Annotated in this window: 17 protein-coding genes; 3 read left to right on the top strand and 14 right to left on the bottom strand. The window is 53.4% G+C overall.

The features are described 5' to 3' along the window. Nucleotides 1-13 precede the first annotated feature (13 nt). From GW579_RS12005 to purL, 5 genes are all read right to left on the bottom strand, one after another. Entirely contained in the window at nt 14-1,021 is a 1,008-nt protein-coding gene (locus tag GW579_RS12005; RefSeq protein ID WP_165059264.1) for a fatty acid desaturase, read from the bottom strand. Nucleotides 1,022-1,124: 103 nt separating this feature from the next. Further along, nucleotides 1,125-2,426 carry a bifunctional glucose-1-phosphatase/inositol phosphatase gene (gene agp, locus GW579_RS12000; protein ID WP_165059263.1) on the bottom strand — a complete coding sequence of 434 codons (1,302 nt, stop codon included), beginning with the start codon at nt 2,424-2,426 and terminating at the stop codon, nt 1,125-1,127. 174 nt (nt 2,427-2,600) lie between these two features. Further along, nucleotides 2,601-3,173 (bottom strand): lipid IV(A) palmitoyltransferase PagP, encoded by a 573-nt coding sequence (gene pagP, locus GW579_RS11995; protein ID WP_165059262.1) that lies wholly within the window; start codon nt 3,171-3,173, stop codon nt 2,601-2,603. A 236-nt stretch (nt 3,174-3,409) separates the two neighbouring features. Further along, nucleotides 3,410-3,964, bottom strand: a complete 555-nt coding sequence (pagP, locus tag GW579_RS11990; protein WP_374101263.1) for a lipid IV(A) palmitoyltransferase PagP — start codon at nt 3,962-3,964, stop codon at nt 3,410-3,412. Between the two features lie 345 nt (nt 3,965-4,309). After that, the gene (purL, locus tag GW579_RS11985) at nt 4,310-8,203 is read right to left on the bottom strand and encodes a phosphoribosylformylglycinamidine synthase (protein WP_338105845.1); all 3,894 of its coding nucleotides are present in this window, start codon (nt 8,201-8,203) and stop codon (nt 4,310-4,312) included. Nucleotides 8,204-8,478: 275 nt separating this feature from the next. Between purL and mltF the strand changes: the two genes are divergently transcribed. Beyond that, on the top strand, nt 8,479-9,939 hold the full coding sequence (gene mltF, locus GW579_RS11980) for a membrane-bound lytic murein transglycosylase MltF (RefSeq protein ID WP_165059259.1): 1,461 nt from the start codon (nt 8,479-8,481) through the stop codon (nt 9,937-9,939). Nucleotides 9,940-9,960: 21 nt separating this feature from the next. Here the strand turns inward: mltF and tadA are convergent, their stop codons facing one another. From tadA to murQ, 4 genes are all read right to left on the bottom strand, one after another. Continuing rightward, nucleotides 9,961-10,473 (bottom strand): tRNA adenosine(34) deaminase TadA, encoded by a 513-nt coding sequence (tadA, locus tag GW579_RS11975; RefSeq protein ID WP_165059258.1) that lies wholly within the window; start codon nt 10,471-10,473, stop codon nt 9,961-9,963. Nucleotides 10,474-10,624: 151 nt separating this feature from the next. Then, a complete protein-coding gene (gene yfhb, locus GW579_RS11970; RefSeq protein WP_152327824.1) occupies nt 10,625-11,263 on the bottom strand; it encodes a phosphatidylglycerophosphatase C in 639 nt (212 codons plus the stop codon). A gap of 4 nt (nt 11,264-11,267) precedes the next feature. Continuing rightward, complete coding sequence (locus tag GW579_RS11965) at nt 11,268-12,629, bottom strand: PTS transporter subunit EIIC (protein ID WP_152328027.1); 1,362 nt, start codon at nt 12,627-12,629, stop codon at nt 11,268-11,270. Nucleotides 12,630-12,650: 21 nt separating this feature from the next. After that, nucleotides 12,651-13,556, bottom strand: coding sequence for an N-acetylmuramic acid 6-phosphate etherase (murQ, locus tag GW579_RS11960; RefSeq protein ID WP_165059257.1), 906 nt, complete (start codon nt 13,554-13,556; stop codon nt 12,651-12,653). A 142-nt stretch (nt 13,557-13,698) separates the two neighbouring features. On the opposite strand from murQ, the gene GW579_RS11955 reads away from it, so the two are divergent. Together GW579_RS11955 and GW579_RS11950 are read left to right on the top strand one after the other, a co-directional pair. Beyond that, nucleotides 13,699-14,547, top strand: a complete 849-nt coding sequence (locus GW579_RS11955; RefSeq protein WP_152327822.1) for a MurR/RpiR family transcriptional regulator — start codon at nt 13,699-13,701, stop codon at nt 14,545-14,547. A 31-nt stretch (nt 14,548-14,578) separates the two neighbouring features. Then, the gene (locus GW579_RS11950; protein ID WP_476705503.1) at nt 14,579-14,902 is read left to right on the top strand and encodes a YfhL family 4Fe-4S dicluster ferredoxin; all 324 of its coding nucleotides are present in this window, start codon (nt 14,579-14,581) and stop codon (nt 14,900-14,902) included. Between the two features lie 21 nt (nt 14,903-14,923). Here GW579_RS11950 and acpS read toward each other — a convergent pair whose 3' ends face one another. The 5 genes from acpS to rnc form a co-directional block, all read right to left on the bottom strand. Next, nucleotides 14,924-15,304, bottom strand: coding sequence for a holo-ACP synthase (gene acpS, locus GW579_RS11945; RefSeq protein ID WP_152327820.1), 381 nt, complete (start codon nt 15,302-15,304; stop codon nt 14,924-14,926). After that, nucleotides 15,304-16,035, bottom strand: a complete 732-nt coding sequence (gene pdxJ / locus GW579_RS11940; protein ID WP_165059255.1) for a pyridoxine 5'-phosphate synthase — start codon at nt 16,033-16,035, stop codon at nt 15,304-15,306. Before pdxJ ends, acpS begins: the two co-directional genes overlap by 1 nt. A gap of 101 nt (nt 16,036-16,136) precedes the next feature. Continuing rightward, nucleotides 16,137-16,871 carry a DNA repair protein RecO gene (gene recO, locus GW579_RS11935; protein ID WP_152327818.1) on the bottom strand — a complete coding sequence of 245 codons (735 nt, stop codon included), beginning with the start codon at nt 16,869-16,871 and terminating at the stop codon, nt 16,137-16,139. A gap of 11 nt (nt 16,872-16,882) precedes the next feature. Continuing rightward, a complete protein-coding gene (gene era, locus GW579_RS11930) occupies nt 16,883-17,788 on the bottom strand; it encodes a GTPase Era (protein WP_152327817.1) in 906 nt (301 codons plus the stop codon). Further along, nucleotides 17,785-18,465 carry a ribonuclease III gene (gene rnc, locus GW579_RS11925; protein WP_013576719.1) on the bottom strand — a complete coding sequence of 227 codons (681 nt, stop codon included), beginning with the start codon at nt 18,463-18,465 and terminating at the stop codon, nt 17,785-17,787. Before rnc ends, era begins: the two co-directional genes overlap by 4 nt. Nucleotides 18,466-18,663 lie beyond the last annotated feature (198 nt).

Genomic DNA, 18,663 nt, shown 5'->3' with positions numbered 1-18,663 from the left:
TCTGGCAGCTCCGTCAGGGGGTGTCCTGCTGATAATCATAGTCGCTGTGACCGTTTTCTGCTGCCGGATCCCCCGCAGCAAACGGATGCATTTCCACCGCGACCGGCGCGCGCGTATGCTGCCGGAACCACTCGCGGTAGCCTTTTACGACAAACCCTTCGCTGCGCCGGATATACGCATCGCGGTCAGCAAAATATATCTGCCTCAGCGCAAACCACGGCACGCCCGGCAAATCATGATGTACCAGATGATAGTTGAGATTCAGAAATAACAGGCGCCAGACAAAACCGGCTTCGTTGAGCGTGGAACGTGTTTCGGGCGAGTGTTCAGCGCGATGCTCATAGAACGAGCGCACTTTCGTCAGGCTCAGGGCCGGATAGCTGATTGCCAGCACAAACCAGCCCGGAGATACCCCCTGGCGCGCCATCCAGACCAGCAACAGCGCCAGCAAAATCCCATGAACCAGCCACATCGCGACGGTACGCCATTCACCGCGAAAGACGGCCAGCAGTGCGCCAGTCAGCGTGCTGAAAATATCCATCAGCGGGCCGAGTATCATCCGGCCAGGCAAGGTATTGCGCAGACGGACAACGGCCATCATCGCAGGCGTCAGGCTTTCCCAGCTTCTGCGGCTGAAATAATAGGCTTCGGGATCGTCACCGGGGATCGTCAGATGTTCATTTTTGTGATGCTGCAAATGCGTGTCGCGGTAAAGCCCGTAGGGATACCAGACCGCCAGCGGCAAGGTGCCGAGCAGCTGGTTCAGCCAGGCTTTACGTGTGGGATGGCCGTGAATAAGTTCGTGTTGCAGCGACATATACCAGGCGGTAAACCAGATGAGCAAAGGCGTGCCGAGCCACGGACCGAGGCTGTTCCAGAAGAACACCACGGAAAACCAGCCGCCGTAAATGGCGAAAATCAGGCACCACGTCGGTATTTCCAGCCGCCACCAAAGGCTGCGGGAACGCGCTTTAATTTCGCCCCGTTGGTGCGGGCTAAGATAGAAAGAAGAGGACGCCATAATGTGCCGGAGTAAGAAAACGTCGGCACATTATCGGATGACAGTTTGCTGCCGCTAACTAACTTAAAACACTATCTATTGCCAGTTAGCGGTTAAAGCCGGCTCAGCCCTGCAAATCTTTCCGTACGGCCTGAGTGAACTGTTCCATCGGGCAGAAGCCCTGCTTATCCACTTTGCAGCCTTCGATTTGCAACGTGACGCGCTCAGGAGGATTTTTCAGGCTCAGGGCTACGTTGTTACGGATCTGACGTGCTGTCGGATAAACATATTCGATCTTCATCAGATCTTTATCCGCTTTCTTGTCATGCCAGCGCTGGAAGACCACCGTACCGCTGATTGGCGTACGTTCAAATTGTCCCGGCAGGGTGTAATCCTGCGTTTTCAGTGCCGCAAGCAATGAAGCGATGTTCGAATCATGCCCGACCAGCAGAGCCAGTTTTGCCTGCTGTGCAGCTTTCTCATCCGCGGTCGAGGCCTGTTTCGGATCAAGCGCGCCGGAGATGAACGTCAGTAAAGGCTTCGCGGCATTGGCAGCAATCGCCGGAGAGCCGAACAGCGTTTCGTGATACAGATTTTTGATGGTTTCCAGTTTGGTCCACTGATCATCTGTGCTGATTTTCCCCCACGCTACATCCTTCAGCGGGAAACCTTCGTAATACTGGAGCATGAATGCATCTGCCGCACCGGTTGCCATACGCAACGGCCCGGTAATTCCCGGTTCTTTACCCTGCGTCAGCACTACATCCGAAGGCTGAGACGCCAGATCGCATTGCTGTTTCTCTTTGCAGATTTTGCTGTTTTTATAATCGAGAATATTTTCGAGCAACGCATAGTTCGGCTTCAGACGCTGATTCAGGCCCGGCAAACCGCCCTCGCCCGCGTGCTGGCTGATGGAATTCAGCGCACTGGTTTTAAAACTGTCATTCACTTCGGCGGTAATGATCGGGTTGAATACCGGATCCATTTTGCCAATTTCTACACGGTTGATGACCGGCACATCACAGCCTGGAAATGCGCCGGTGGTGATATGTTTCGCGGTATCAATTGTACGCGGCAGGCTGTTGGCATAGGCGAAAACCTGCTGAGTTTCCGGGCAACCCGCAGCAGGCAGAAGCTTATCTTTCGCCAGCCATGCGCGAAGGTAATGCCCCATATGCTCGGAGATTTGGCCGCCTTTCGGGGTCAGTAACCCCCCTTCTGTTTTCCAGACCGGCCAGGTGTGCGTGGTAGATTCCGCCAGGACATCACCATAATTCACCAGCGGTGCACGGATGCCGTGACGGCTGAGAACCAGCACCTGTTGCAGTTCCAGGTTATCGGATTGTGCGGCCTGAGCGGCGGGCAGTGAGAGTGGTAACAAGCAGGCAAGTGCGGTTAAAGCGAGATAACGCGACGTTGTTTTCACGAGTGTTCCTCTTTATGAATATTCCCTGAAATAAAAAAAGTACCGCACTCATTCTGCGTTCAACAGATTGATAAGTGCGGTGAATTTTCAGCATAGGTGAATATTGAGAAAAAGAGGGAGATCGTGCTCACAACCCCGGCCTGCACTGTCACAAAAGTGTAACAATGCAGAGCATCAGAACTGATACCTCAGCCAGGCGAAGAACACGTTGCCGTTGTTGTAGGTTCCCGGAATATACGTGGCCTGGAAAGTCAGCTTGTTATAACCGATGGAGGCCAGCGGTAAAACGATAGGAATAGGAATATATTTATAGTCATCACGCGCCGTCACGGCGGCCGTATAACCCAGACCTAAACGGAAATCTTTATCCTGCGCAGGTGTCCATATTTTCTCCCAGCCATAACCGCCGATCGGCTCCCATTTATTGTGCGAGTCTTTAAACGCCATAAAATAAATGCCGTTCCAGTTTCCTTTATCATCATAACGGGAAATACCGTAACCGCCGCCCCATGGTCGTTCGTTATATTTGTCAGTTTTCTCTTTATCGTAGGTCAGCCGGTTATGCCAGGTAATAACCGGCAGATACAAATCCTGAGAATCAGAGTCATTCCAGGTGGTGGAGACCTTGTCTTTAAAATCGGACCAGACATTGGCTGCCAGCGATTTGTATTGCACGGTATCCGGATCGCTGACCGGATGTATTCCACTGTTGTTGGCCCACAGGTTTGGGCTAAAAATTACAGACATTAATAAACCGACATCCCTGAGATTTTTCTTATTTACCATATTCAACGTCACTCCTTATCGAAGCAATATCATAAACAAAGCATAAGAAAACAGGTTAAACAGGGTTGTAACAAAAAACGTTTAGACACTTAATTCCCTGAAAATTAAGGGGTGGAGACTTAAATTATCAGAATAGTCTGTAATACTTCTGACTGTTTTAAATTTAATAAAGGTATTTATTAAGTAAAGAAATTCAGTTAAAACTGAAAGCGGAACCAGCCAAACAGAACATTGCCTTTTGTATTCGTCCCCGGCACGTAGGTCGCCTGGAATGTCACCCGCGAATATCCGGCAGACACCAGCGGTAACACCATAGGGAAAGGCACGTAATCATAGTTGTCACGTGCAGAGATGGCGGCAATGTATCCGGCTCCCAGGCGAAATTCCTGATCGCTGAAAGGCTGCCATATCTTTTCATATCCATATCCGGCAACGGGTTCCCAATGATTAAAGGAATCTTTAAACGCCATGGCATAAAGCGCGTGCCAGTTTCCTTTATCGTCATAACGTGAAACGCCGTAACCGCCTCCCCACGGATGTTCATTATATCCGTCAATTTGTTTTTTACTGTGCGTGTGACGATTATGGCGGGTTAATACCGGAATAAAGAGATCTTGCTGTTGAGGTTTATTCCAGGTTTCAGCGATATTATTTTTAAATGAAGACCACAGCCCGTCATTATTTTCTTGTGAAGACATTTCCTGCTGCTGATAATTAGCAACATTTTCCTGCGCCTGTCCATTAATGGACATTAATAATGTACACGTCAAAAGTGAATAAGAGAGTATTGAGCGAGAATTCGCGGAGATTATATTTTCCATTGGCGTAAATGCCCTGTTGAGTTGACCAGGGCATTATATGGCGTTTAACACATATAAATATTTAATAATATATTCAGTAAATATAAACTACAGAGATCCAGATATGCTATTTCATTGTAAAACAGCCGGTTACAAATTTACCCAGCGGCCCTTTTTGACATATCTTCTTACACTCACGAAATTAATATCATGATTAGTTTATTTTTTGATATTCGTACATAAAAAAATCCGCAGGCTTTCGCACTACGGATTTTTATTACTGAAGCTTTTTAATGATTAGCCCAGCTGTTTACGCGCGTTGCGGAACATGCGCATCCACGGGCTGTCTTCACCCCACTCTTCCGGGTGCCATGAGTTGCTGACGGTGCGGAAGACACGCTCAGGGTGCGGCATCATGACGGTGACGCGGCCTGAGAGGTTAGTGACTGCGGTGATACCGTTCGGAGAACCGTTAGGGTTGGCCGGATAGTTTTCAGTCGCCTGACCGTTGTTGTCGACAAAACGCAGCGCCACCAGATTGCTGTGTTCGATCTGTGCCAGATGCGCAGCATCACGCACTTCCACATGGCCTTCGCCATGGGAAACGGCGATTGGCATACGTGAACCGGCCATGCCCTGCATGAACATTGACGGGCTGGCGGTCACTTCTACCAGGCTGAAACGCGCTTCAAAGCGATCAGACAGGTTGCGCACAAAGCGCGGCCAGTGTTCAGCGCCGGGGATCAGTTCTTTCAGATTCGACATCATCTGGCAACCGTTACACACGCCCAGCGCCAGAGTCTGCGGACGGTGGAAGAATTCAGCGAACTCTTCACGCACGCGGTCGTTGAACAGGACAGACTTCGCCCAGCCTTCACCCGCGCCCAGCACGTCACCGTAAGAGAAACCGCCGCACGCCACCAGCGTATGGAAGTCCTGCAAATCACGACGACCGGCCAGCAAATCGCTCATATGCACGTCAACCGCATCGAAACCGGCGCGATGGAAAGCCGCCGCCATTTCAACGTGGGAGTTAACGCCCTGCTCACGCAGCACGGCCACTTTCGGACGCGCACCTTTCGCAATATAAGGCGCAGCCACGTCTTCGTCCGGCGCAAAGTTCAGTTTCACGTTCAGGCCAGGATCAAGATCGCTGGTTTTGGCCTGATGTTCCTGATCGGCACATTCGGGGTTATCGCGCAGGCGCTGCATCTGCCAGGTGGTTTCTGCCCACCAGGTACGCAACGTGGTGCGGCTTTCGCTGTACACCGGCTTATCGTCCTGCGTGATGATGAAGCGGTCACCGGTTTCAACAGTACCGAGGTAATGCGTGCAGTCTGCCAGACCGAAAAGTGCCAGCGTATGTTCGACGGCTTCACGGTCAGAAGCGCGAACCTGAATCACTGCACCCAGCTCTTCGTTAAACAGCGCCGCCAGAGAATCGTTGCCCAGAGCGGCGATATCCGCCGTCAGGCCGCAGTGACCGGCAAAGGCCATTTCCGCCAGCGTGACCAGCAAACCACCGTCGGAACGGTCATGGTAGGCCAGCAGTTTCTGTTCAGAAACCAGCGCCTGCATGGCGTTGAAGAAGCCACCTAGCTGTTCAGCACTGCGCACATCAGCTGGCGTGTTGCCGAGCTGACGATAAACCTGCGCCAGCGCCGTCGCGCCCAGTGCGTTGTGACCGGCACCCAGATCCACCAGCAGCAATGCGGTGTCGCCTTTATCGGTGCGCAGTTGCGGCGTCACGGTATGACGCACGTCTTCGACGCGGGCAAATGCCGTGATGACCAGAGACAACGGTGACGTCATCTCGCGTTGTTCGTTGCCTTCCTGCCAGCGGGTTTTCATCGACATGGAGTCTTTGCCCACCGGAATGGTGATACCCAGTGCCGGGCAAAGCTCTTCGCCCACCGCTTTCACCGCGGCATACAAACCGGCATCTTCGCCCGGGTGACCGGCCGCAGACATCCAGTTAGCAGAAAGCTTAACGCGTTTCAGGCTGCCGATTTCGACCGCGGCCAGGTTCGTCAGTGCTTCACCGACGGCCATGCGGCCGGAAGCGGCAAAGTCCAGCAAGGCGATTGGCGCACGTTCGCCCAGAGACATCGCTTCACCGTGATAGCTGTCGAGGCTGGCGGTAGTGACCGCGCAGTCAGCCACCGGGATCTGCCACGGTCCCACCATCTGATCGCGTGCAACCATACCGGTCACGGTGCGGTCGCCGATGGTGATCAGGAAGGTTTTCTCCGCCACAGCAGGCAGATGCAGCACGCGGTTTACCGCTTCGGCAATCTGAATATTTTCACCGTTGAGATCATCTCCCTTCGCTTTGAGCGTGGTGACGTCACGGGTCATTTTCGGGGTTTTCCCCAGCAGTACGTCCAGCGGCATATCAATCGGCTGGTTATCGAAATGGCTGTCTTCAAGAGACAGATGCATTTCTTCTGTGGCTTCACCGATCACCGCGTACGGTGCGCGCTCGCGTTTACAGATCGCATCGAACTGCGCCAGCTGAGCCGGTGCAACCGCCATGACGTAACGTTCCTGCGATTCGTTACACCAGACTTCCAGCGGGCTCATGCCCGGTTCGTCGTTCAGGATGTCACGCAGCTGGAAGCGGCCGCCGCGGTTGCCGTCGCTGACCAGTTCCGGCATCGCGTTGGATAAACCGCCAGCGCCCACGTCATGGATAAACAGAATCGGGTTGGCTTCACCGAGCTGCCAGCAGCGGTCGATCACTTCCTGGCAACGGCGTTCCATTTCCGGGTTGTCGCGCTGTACGGAAGCAAAATCCAGATCCGCGTCAGACTGGCCGGAGGCCATTGAAGAAGCCGCACCGCCGCCCAGACCGATATTCATCGCCGGGCCGCCGAGCACAATCAGTTTCGCGCCAACGGTGATTTCACCTTTCTGCACGTGATCAGCACGGATGTTGCCGATACCGCCCGCCAGCATGATCGGTTTGTGATAACCGCGCAGCTCAGGGCCATTGTGGCTGTTGACGTTTTCTTCGTAAGTACGGAAGTATCCCAGCAGCGCCGGACGACCAAATTCGTTGTTGAAGGCTGCGCCGCCCAGCGGGCCATCAGTCATAATATCCAGCGCGGTAACGATACGATCCGGCTTACCGAAATCTTCTTCCCACGGCTGTTCGAAGCCCGGAATACGCAGGTTAGAAACGGAGAAACCGACCAGACCGGCTTTCGGTTTTGCACCGCGACCGGTTGCGCCTTCGTCACGGATTTCGCCGCCGGAACCTGTCGCCGCACCCGGCCACGGAGAGATCGCCGTCGGGTGGTTATGGGTTTCAACCTTCATCAGGATGTGCGCCTGCTCCTGATGGAAATCGTACAGACCGTCTTTCGCATCGGCGTAGAAACGGCCGACCTGCGAACCTTCCATCACGGCAGCGTTATCTTTGTACGCAGAAAGCACGTGATCAGGCGTCTGTTCGAAGGTGTTTTTGATCATCTTGAACAGGGATTTCGGCTGCGTTTCGCCGTCGATAATCCAGTCAGCGTTGAAGATTTTATGGCGACAATGCTCTGAGTTTGCCTGTGCGAACATATACAGTTCGATGTCATTCGGGTTGCGCCCCAACGACGTAAAGGCCTCCATCAGGTAATCAATTTCGTCCTGCGCCAGCGCCAGACCCAGTTTGGTATTGGCGGTTTCCAGCGAGATACGGCCTTCGCCGAGAATATCGACATGCTGAACCGGTGCAGGCTGTTGCTGCGCGAACAGCGCGCTGGCGTCTTCGAGTTTGCCAAAGACGGTTTCCATCATGCGATCATGCAGCAATGCGCCCAGCTGCGACCATTGTGCTTCGGTCAGTTCAGGAGCCTGAACATAAAACGCCAGACCGCGCTCAAGGCGAAGAACCTGAGATAAACCGCAGTTGTGTGCAATATCAGTCGCCTTGGAAGACCACGGAGAAATGGTGCCAGGACGCGGGGTAACCAGCAGTAAACGACCTGTTGGCGCATGTTCAGCGAGAGAAGGACCGTATTTCAGGAGGCGTTGCAGCTTGGTTTGTTCGTCCGAATTCAGCGGCGCGCTGACATCGGCAAAGTGTACATATTCGGCGTAGATATCATTGACCGGAAGGCGTGCTTCCTGACAGCGGGATAATAATTTGTTAATGCGAAAAGCCGACAAAGCGGGCGAACCACGCAGTATTTCCATAATCACAGATCTCTCGTCTTCGAAGACACTGACCACAGTGCTTCATTGGGCGCAACAGGGGGAAAACGCGGGCTATTATAAAGAAAGCTTGCGGCATACGAAACCGTTTGCGTCGGGAATATTGATATTCACTCATAACCTTATAAATATTGCGGTTAATATGAATAATGTTGCAGACTGCCGTTTTGTTGAGCAAAATGCGTCAGCACTGGGGATATAACCATAGAAACTGCACAGCACATCGTAAAAAAACAAGAGCGCCGCAGCGAGATAACTATTTGACGCGACTAAAAATTAACTATGTTCTGATGGGGATTGCCGCCCTGTTGCTGGCGCTGGCCTTATGGCCTGCCGTCCCGTGGCACAGAGGCGAAGGCGACCAGTTGGATCAGATAAAATCCCGTGGAGAATTGCGCGTAAGCACGCTCAATTCTCCACTGACTTTTATGGACTCCCCGGAAGGAAATCTCGGCTTCGATTACGAACTGGCTAAACGCTTCGCAGATTATCTGGGCGTAAAGCTGGTGGTGAATCAGCACACCACGATCGAGTCCATGTTCGACGATCTGGACAACAACAAAACCGACATGCTGGCTTCCGGGCTGGTGTATAACAATGCGCGCCTGAAAAACTACCGTGCCGGGCCGGAATACTATTCCGTTTCTCAGCAACTGGTTTACCGGCAGGGAGCCGCGCGCCCGAAAAGTTTTGCGGATGTAAAAGGTACGCTGGTGGTTTCCGCCGGCAGTGCGCACATCCTGACGCTGGAAGCTGCCGCCAAAAAATACCCCAATCTGACGTGGACCACGACGGACAAACTTTCGCCGCGCGATCTGTTACAACAGGTTGAGAACGGCAAACTGGATTACACGCTGGGAGATTCCGTCACCATCGCACTGATGCAGCGCGTTTATCCGCGTCTGGCCGTGGCTTTTGATGCCACGGAAGATGAGCCGGTGACCTGGTATTACCGCAAGGAACCGGATGACGACAGCCTTTCTGCGGCGATGCTGGACTTTTTCAGCCAGATTTCCGAAGACGGTACGCTGGAGAAACTTGAGGAGAAATACCTCGGGCACGTCGGCGATTTTGATTATGTCGATACGCGAACTTTCCTGAACGCCATCGACAGTACGCTGCCGGTTTTGCAACCGCTGTTTGAAAAATACGCGGATAAAATTGACTGGCGGCTGCTGGCGGCGATTGCCTATCAGGAATCCCATTGGGATCCGCAGGCAAAATCTCCGACCGGCGTGCGCGGCGTGATGATGCTGACTCGCACCACAGCGGATGGCCTGAATGTCGATGACCGGACCGATGCCGAGCAAAGTATTCGCGGAGGCGCTCTGTATCTGTCGCACCTGATGGATAAGATGCCGGAATCGATTCCCGAAGATGAACGGATCTGGTTTGCGCTGGCAGCATACAACATGGGTTACAGCCACATGCTCGACGCCCGTAAGCTGACGGCGCAGCAAAAAGCCAATCCGGACAGCTGGGCCGATGTGAAGCAGCGTCTGCCGATGCTCAACCAGAAGCGCTATTTCAGCCGCACAACGTATGGCTACGCGCGCGGCACGCAGGCGTACAATTATGTGGAAAACATCCGCCGCTATCAGCTCAGTCTGGTCGGGTATCTGATGGAGAAAGAGAAGAAACAGGCGCAGAAAGCGGCGTTGCAGGCTCAGCTGGGCCAGGGTTATCCGGTCGTGGACGCAAAAGAAGCCCTGGCGCCGTAGCATTTATAGCAACGAGCGGGCTTATTCTTCAGAGGTATTACCGGCTTGCGCAGCGCGCTCTGCCAGCCGCAGCGCCTTTTTCTGGCTGCGGCGTAAACGAAAGAACGCGCTCAGCTGTTCGGAACATTCTTCCGCTAAGACGCCCGGCAGAATTTCCACTCGATGATTCATGCCCGGATGGCGCAAAACGTCCAGCAGGGAACCGGCGGCACCGGTTTTGGCATCCGCTGCGCCATACACCACGCGACGGATACGGCTGTGGATCATCGCCCCTGCGCACATAACGCAAGGCTCAAGCGTGACGTACAGCGTGGCGTCCAGCAGACGGTAATTTTGTACAGCACTTCCGCCGAGGCGCAGCGCCATAATTTCCGCATGCGCAGTCGGATCATGATGCCCGATAGACCGGTTCCAGCCTTCGCCAATCACCTGATTATCCAAAACCAGCACAGCGCCCACCGGCACTTCGCCTTCATCCTGCGCTTTCAGCGCCAGATTCATGGCATACCGCATCCAGTATTCGTGTTCTTTCATTTCTGCAAACCCGTTACATAACTCTGCGTCCGACACTTCAACCTCAATCTCTTTTTAGCGGCCAGCAGTATACCTGCGTCATCCCAATGCAAACAGGCCGGAAACCGGCCTGTTTTAGTATGATAGTTAAGACGAAGGTCCGGCGGCGGAATTATTCCAGTTGCTGGAGTTCGCCCTGCTTGCTGACGCGAAAGCGGTGCTCGCAGAAAAACAGCAGCGGGTTGTCCTGTTTGCTGTCGCTGTAGCCACTGTAAAGTTTCAGCGGAGAACCGATGCGGCGTTCAAGCTGAACCACTTTCTCCTCACCCAGGCACCGCAGAGGCAGCACCCAGCCGCCTTTACCGCGCGCAATGCGGCTGCCCACCAGACGCACTTTTGGCAGAAACAGCGACGCGTTATACACCTGCTGAACCAGATTTTCCGGCGATCCGGTGATCAGCCACACTTCGGTATCATCACTGTCGAGGTATTCACGCAGCCGCCGCTGTACAACCGGGAACTCCACCACTTTGTGGCGAAACGCGGTGACAAACTGCAATTCCAGCGCTTTAAGCCGGGCTTCGCTGTGACCAAAAGTGATCGACCAAAGCAGCAAACTCATCGGCCAGCGCGCGGCCCGCCCGTGCATCAGCAATCCAATCGCCACCAGCGGCAAGACCGGGATCACCAGAATCAGGTTCTGCGGCATCCGCCGGAGCAAAAACCGCAAAAAACTCCCGAACATGTCCTGCTGGTGCAGTGTTCCATCAAGATCAAAAAACACGACCCGTCGATCAGGCTTCGTACTCAATCCGTTACTCCTCGGGATCGTTGAACCCCATCAGCCAGGTAAAAATAAAACCAGCCAATACCGTAATGACTAAACCGGCGAGATACAACATGACTTTGCCGGAAATAATGGTCAGCGCCAGCGGCAATCCGGAAATACCAAAAGTGATCACCGTCGCGACTTTCCAGTAACAGATTAGCGCACCGCCGACCGCGCCGCCTAAACAGGCACCGATAAAAGGCCGCCCCAGCGGTAATGTCACCCCGAAAATCAGCGGTTCGCCGATACCTAAAATACCGACCGGCAGCGCGCCTTTAATCACTTTTTTCAGCCGCGCATTGCGGGTTTTCATGTATACCGCCATCGCCGCCCCAACCTGCCCGACGCCTGCCATCGCCAGAATAGGCAGTAACGGGTTAGAACCGTGCGCCTGAATCAGTTCAACATGGATCGGCACAAGCCCCTGATGTAACCCCGACAAGACCAGCGGCAGGAAAGCGCCCGCCAGCACTGCGCCAACCAGCAAACCGCCTTTATCTATCGCGATATTAACGCCGTGCGCGATGCCGTCAGAAATGAAACCGCCGATCGGTTGCAGGATGACGATAGCGAGCGTGGCAGTAATCAGCGTGGTAATCAGCGGATTCAGGATCAGCTCCACCGATTCCGGCAGTAAATTACGCAGCCGTTTTTCAAGCCAGCACATCAGGGCTACCACTAAAAGCACGGCGATTACCCCGCCGCGTCCCGGCTGCAACGTTTCGCCAAACAGCGTAATTTGCGCCAGCGCCGGGCTGGAGAGAATGCCGGCCATTACGCCGCCCATCGCCTGTGAACCGCCGAACACGCGGGCCGCATTCACGCCCACGAGAATATTCATGATGGCGAAAACCGCGCCGCCAAAAATCGCTAACAGCCCGAGAATATTCGGGAAATCCGTGGCAATGGAACCGGCAATATCTGGCCGCTTGAGCAGGTTGATAATGCCCATGATCAGCCCCGACGCGATAAAGGCCGGTATCAGCGGAATAAAGACATCAGCCAGTTTGCGCAGCGCCCCGCTCATCGGCGCGGAGTATTTGGCTTTCGCGCTGGCTTTGTTACGCGCGATATCATTCTGAACCGGCGCATCGGTGGTTCTGAGCAATGTGCGCATGGCATCCACGACTTTCGCCGCCGCACCCGGCCCGACGATAAACTGATGCTGATCGCCCTGCTTAAGGTAGCCTTTAATGCCTTCCAGTGTTTTCAGGCGGGTCAGATCCAGACGCGCGTCGTCATGCACTTCCACACGTACGCGGGTCATGCAGTTTTCCAGTTTACTGATATTTCCTTCGCCGCCGACACCCTGCAAAATCTGTGAAGCCAAGAGATTCGTTTTATCCATCGCCATGCTTTTCTCTCCGTATTATTCCGCCAGAGCAGCGCGCAGGAATCCATTATGGTGACTCAGGCGTGCCTTCGCTTCGGACGCATCAATACCTGCCAGCAGCATCAGGATAGCCGGTTTAACGTCGAAATCGGTTTGCGATAATGCCTGTTCAGCGTCTGCGCGCGAGGCTCCGGTGGCTTCCACCACAATGCGGCAGGCGCGGTCGACGAGCTTCACGTTGGTGGCTTTTACATCGACCATCAGGTTCTGGTAAACCTTGCCGGTTTTGACCATCGCACCGGTCGAAATCATATTCAGCACCAGTTTTTGCGCCGTGCCGGATTTCAGACGGGTCGAACCGGTCAGAGCTTCCGGGCCAACCACCGGTGAAATTTCGATGTTTGCCTCGCGGGCAATCGGGGAATCCGGGTTACAGGAAATGGCGACCGTCGCGCATCCCAGGTCCGTTGCGTAGCGCAGTGCGCCAATCACGTAAGGCGTGCGGCCGCTGGCAGCAAGCCCGACGACGGTATCTTTGTCCGTAAGGTTGAGGTTTTTTAAATCTTCAACGCCCAGCGTTTCGCTGTCTTCCGCACCTTCCACGGCTTTCAGCATCGCGCCAGGGCCGCCGGCAATCAGCCCGACGACCATCCCGTGCGGCACGCCAAAAGTCGGCGGACATTCAGATGCATCGAGAACGCCGAGGCGGCCACTGGTTCCGGCACCGAGATAAATCAACCGGCCACCGGCTTTAAAAGAGGCCGCCGCGCTGTCTACCGCTTTCGCAATTTCCGGTAAAACTTTCTGAATCGCTTCCGGCACTTTACGATCCTGCTGGTTGAAGCAGATCACCAGCTCAAGCGTGGACATCTCATCCAGATTCATGGTTTCCGGGTTACGTGTTTCTGAAACAAGGGTTCCCAGGTTAGCGTTATGGCTCATGATGTTCTCCTGAATATTTAATTCAAATTAGTTACGTGATATTTGAATATTTTATTCATCATTGCGAGGAATATTTGCTATTTTAGATAACATAATCCGTAAAACGTGATGTCAGTATTCAGAGAGGCTGGGAAAAACCACCATGAGCTGCATGATCCGCATCCGCCAGCTTTACCCGACACTGGCACAAAATGACCGAAAACTGGCTGACTTTTTACTGGCGCAGCCGGAACAGGCGCGCCATCTGAGTTCACAAAAACTGGCTGAAATGGCCGGTGTCAGCCAGTCCGGCGTGGTGAAATTCGCTCAGAAGCTGGGCTACAAAGGCTTCCCCGCGCTGAAACTGGCCATGAGTGAATCGCTGGCATCCCCCAATAACAGTGAGCCGGTTACCGTCCATAATCAGATTCTGAGTACGGACAGCCTGCACGTTGTCGGGGAAAAGCTGCTGGCCGAAAAGCAGTCTGCGCTGCGTGCTACGCTGGATATCAACAGCGAGCCGCGTCTGCAAATAGCCCTTTCAATGCTGACAGATGCCAGAAAAATTGTGCTGACGGGCATCGGCGCGTCAGGGCTGGTCGCGAGAGATCTGGCGTATAAATTGCTGAAAATCGGCGTCACAGCCATCGCGGAATCCGATACGCACGTGCTGATTGCCACCGTTCAGGCACTGTCAAAAGACGATTTATTGCTGGCGATTTCTTCCAGCGGTGAGCGCAGTGAAATCAATCTGGCGGCACGGGTGGCGAAAGAGAGCGGCGCAAAAGTGCTGGCACTGACCGGCTTCTCGCCAAATTCATTGCAGCAGCAGGCTGACCATTGCCTGTATACGGTCGCCGAATTACCGGCAACGCGCGGCGCGGCTCTTTCGGCTACCACCGCGCAATCTTCCCTGACAGATTTACTGTTTGTTGCACTGGTTCAGCAGGATACAGAGCATGCGCCGGAACGGATCCGCCACAGCGAAGAGCTGGTAAAAAAGCTGGTTTGATCAGGATCATTTGAGATGTGGAAAGGCGCGGGTGCGGATCCTACGCCAGCGCAATTCTGCTATACTGCGCGCCCTGATTATTGACGATACGAGAAAGACTATGGCCCTGCTGATCACACACAAATGCATAAATTGCGATATGTGCGAACCGGAGTGCCCGAATCAGGCGATCTCGATGGGCAATGAGATCTATGAAATCGACAGCGATCGCTGTACGGAATGTATCGGTCATTACGATAAACCGACCTGTCAGAGTGTCTGCCCGATCGACAATACGATCATCATCAATCCAGCACATAAAGAAACTAACGAAGAGCTGTGGGATAAATTCGTGGTACTGCATCACAACGTATAATTCACGGCGTGATGCACTGAATTAATTTTCGATAATTACGGTTGCACAGGCATAACGGCGTTCATCAGCCAGCGTGACATGCACCGATTTCACGCCCATTTCTGCCGCCATTTCCGCTGCGCGCGCATGGAATACCAGCCCCGGTTTCCCGAGACTGTCATTGACCACTTCAAACTGCTCAAACGCCAGACCGTTGCGGATCCCGGTTCCCAGCGCTTTTGCTGCGGCTTCTTTGACGGCAAAACGCTTGGCCAGAAAGCGAACCGGCTGCTGATGTTGCTGGTAAACAGCCCATTCATTCGCGCACAGAATACGGCGCGCCAGCCGGTCACCACTGCGTTCAATCACAGCTTCGATACGGGTTATTTCAACGATATCCGTACCTAAACCTAAAATGCTCATTAACGGCGTGCTTCCCGCATCAGGTTTTTCATTTCGCGCACGGCACCAGACAACCCGTCAATCACCGCCTGACCGATAATCGCGTGGCCGATATTCAGCTCATGCATTTCCGGCAGCGCCGCAATCGGCTGCACGTTATGGTAAGTCAGACCGTGGCCCGCATTAACCTTCAGGCCTTTGCCTGCGGCGTACGCTGCACCTTGTTTGATGCGTTCCAGTTCAGCCAGACGCTCAAGATCAGTTTGGGCTTCAGCGTAAGCACCGGTGTGAATTTCAATATAAGGCGCACCGACGGCAACTGCGGCGTCAATCTGACGCAAATCCGGGTCGATAAACAGGGAAACCAGAATGCCCGCTTCGCTGAGACGGGAAACGGCGACTGTCATTTTGTCGAGCTGACCAGCCACGTCCAGCCCGCCTTCGGTGGTCACTTCTTCGCGTTTTTCCGGCACCAGGCAGCAGAAATGCGGCAGAATTTCACAGGCGATCCCGACCATTTCATCGGTCACGGCCATTTCCAGATTCATACGGGTCTGGATAGTCTGGCGCAAAAGACGCACATCACGGTCGGTGATATGGCGGCGATCTTCTCGCAGGTGAACAGTAATGCCGTCCGCCCCCGCCTGCTCGGCGATAAACGCAGCCTGGACAGGATCAGGATAAGCCGTACCACGCGCATTACGCAGTGTCGCGATGTGATCAATGTTAACGCCCAACAGCAACTCAGCCATAACAGCTCCAGATTTTTGAATGGATTGATTTAAGAATGGAACAAAAACGTTTTACGCAGTTTACACCTTAGCGGATGTCGGGGTGTAGAGCGGAGTCTGAATTAACCGACAGAATTGTCAGAAGATGAGACGGGCTTTTTAACCTGAAACTGGCGGAACAGCTCACGGCTTTTCAGCGGTTTCCCGCCGAGATACGGCTTCAGCGCCATGCGCGTGAAACGTTTGGCAGCGCGCAAGGTAACGACGTCAAATTCACGGCTGGCGAGGGCTTTTAAATCCCTGCCGGTGAAACTGGAATTGTCGATAACCAGGCTGGCGATAAACCCTTTCTCTTCGCGGTAACGGTAAGTCATGGTGTCACTGACTTCTTCGCCGCTGCCAGCGCAATGCAGAAAATCCACGCCGTAGCCCAGATGGTACAATAGGGATAATTCGAACTGGCGCAGGGCATATTCCGGCGAGCCTGTGGCACCGGCCAGATTTTGCAGGCAATTCAGATAATCGAAGAATAAGGCGGAATAGTTCGCTTCCTGCTCGAGTACGCGGGAAACCAGTTCATTAACGTACAGGCCGCTATAAAGCATCAAACCAGAAAGGGGAAGTGCCAGAGAAACCGGCTCGGCGTTGCGCAGGGTTTTGACTTCTCCGCGACCGCTCCAGCGAACCAGTAAAGGCGTAAAAGGCTGCAGGCAGCCTTTCAGATTGGACCGGCGGCCACGCGCACCTTTAGCCAGTATGCGTACCCGCCCTTGTCCCTCAGTGAAGAGATCCAGCATCAGGCTGGTTTCACTGTAAGGTCGCCCATGCAAAACAAATGCGCGTTGCCAGCCTTCCATAGGCGCGGACCTTATAAGTCGTCTACATAACCCAGGCTGCGCAATGCACGTTCGTCATCTGCCCAGCCGGATTTGACCTTAACCCACAACTCAAGATGGACTTTCGCTTCGAACATGTTTTCCATGTCCTGGCGGGCTTCGATGCCAATCGTCTTGATTTTAGAGCCTTTGTTACCGATAACCATTTTCTTCTGGCCTTCACGTTCTACCAAAATCAGGCCATTGATATCGTAACCACCACGCTCGTTAGTGACGAAACGTTCGATTTCAACGGTGACTGAATACGGCAGCTCTTCGCCCAGGAAACGCATCAGTTTTTCACGGATGATTTCAGAGGCCATAAAGCGCTGTGAACGGTCGGTAATGTAGTCTTCCGGGAAGTGATGAATCGCTTCCGGCAGACGTTTGCGAACCAGAGCGGCGATGGTGTCTACGTTGGTCCCTTTCTCAGCAGAGATAGGCACGATATCGACGAAGTTCATTTGCTCGCTAAGGAACTGCAAATGCGGCAGTAATTTAGATTTGTCGGTGACGTTATCAATCTTGTTGATAGCCAGCAGAACCGGCGATTTCAAATCACGCAGTTTGTTGACGACCATTTCATCATCAGCAGTCCAGTTTGTGCCTTCAACCACGAAGATCACCAGTTCAACATCACCAATTGAGCTGCTTGCAGCACGGTTCATCAGGCGGTTGATTGCACGTTTTTCTTCGATGTGCAGCCCCGGGGTATCCACGTAAATAGCCTGATATGGCCCTTCGGTATGGATGCCCATGATGCGGTGACGCGTGGTTTGTGGTTTGCGTGAAGTAATGGAGATTTTTTGCCCCAATAATTCATTAAGCAATGTAGATTTGCCGACGTTAGGACGGCCTACGATTGCAACGAAACCACAGTAACTTTTTTCTTCGCTCATTCAAGCTCCAGCTGTATCAGCGCTTGTTCCGCTGCCGCCTGCTCGGCTTTTCGGCGACTTGAACCGGTTCCTACAACCGGCTGGTTCAAGCCACTGACCTGGCAGTGGATGGTAAACTCCTGATCGTGCGCTTCACCGCGAACCTGCACAACCAGATAAGAAGGCAACGGCAGATGGCGACCTTGCAAAAACTCCTGTAAACGGGTTTTTGGGTCTTTCTGCTTATCACCGGGACTGATTTCGTCTAAACGACTACGGTACCAATCGAGAATCAGCTTTTCGACGGTCTGGATATCACTGTCCAGGAACACGCCGCCAATGAGTGCCTCCACCGTATCCGCGAGAATTGACTCACGGCGGAAACCACCACTTTTCAATTCGCCCGGCCCTAAACGCAGGCATTCGCCGAGATCGAATTCACGTGCCATTTCAGCTAACGTATTTCCGCGTACCAGCGTGGCACGCATACGACTCATATCGCCCTCGTCTACGCGAGGAAAGCGATGGTACAAAGCGTTAGCAATTACATAACTAAGAATTGAGTCACCCAGGAACTCTAAACGCTCATTGTGCTTACTGCTGGCGCTGCGGTGAGTCAGTGCCTGCAATAAAAGCTCCTGCTGTTGAAAAGTGTAGCCCAGCTTCCGCTGAAGCCTGTTTATTACAATGGGATTCATGAGTTACCAATAGATCAAGAATGCGTCAAAAACTTCAGCATACGGAACAGGCCTGCTTCGCCCTAAGCCAATCCAAAGCTGTTTCGTTTGCAGTGGCTCCCTCTGTTCTTTTGTGTTTTTGTTCTTTTCAAAGAAAAACTAAAAATCAGGGGGCCAACTTTTATCGCCCGAAAGGATATTCTACAACGGGTGAAAATA

The sequence above is a fragment of the Rahnella contaminans genome (assembly GCF_011065485.1).
Classification (GTDB): Bacteria; Pseudomonadota; Gammaproteobacteria; order Enterobacterales; family Enterobacteriaceae; genus Rahnella; species Rahnella contaminans.
Note: the sequence above shows the minus strand (reverse complement) of the source record. Positions and strands in the feature narration are given on the sequence as shown.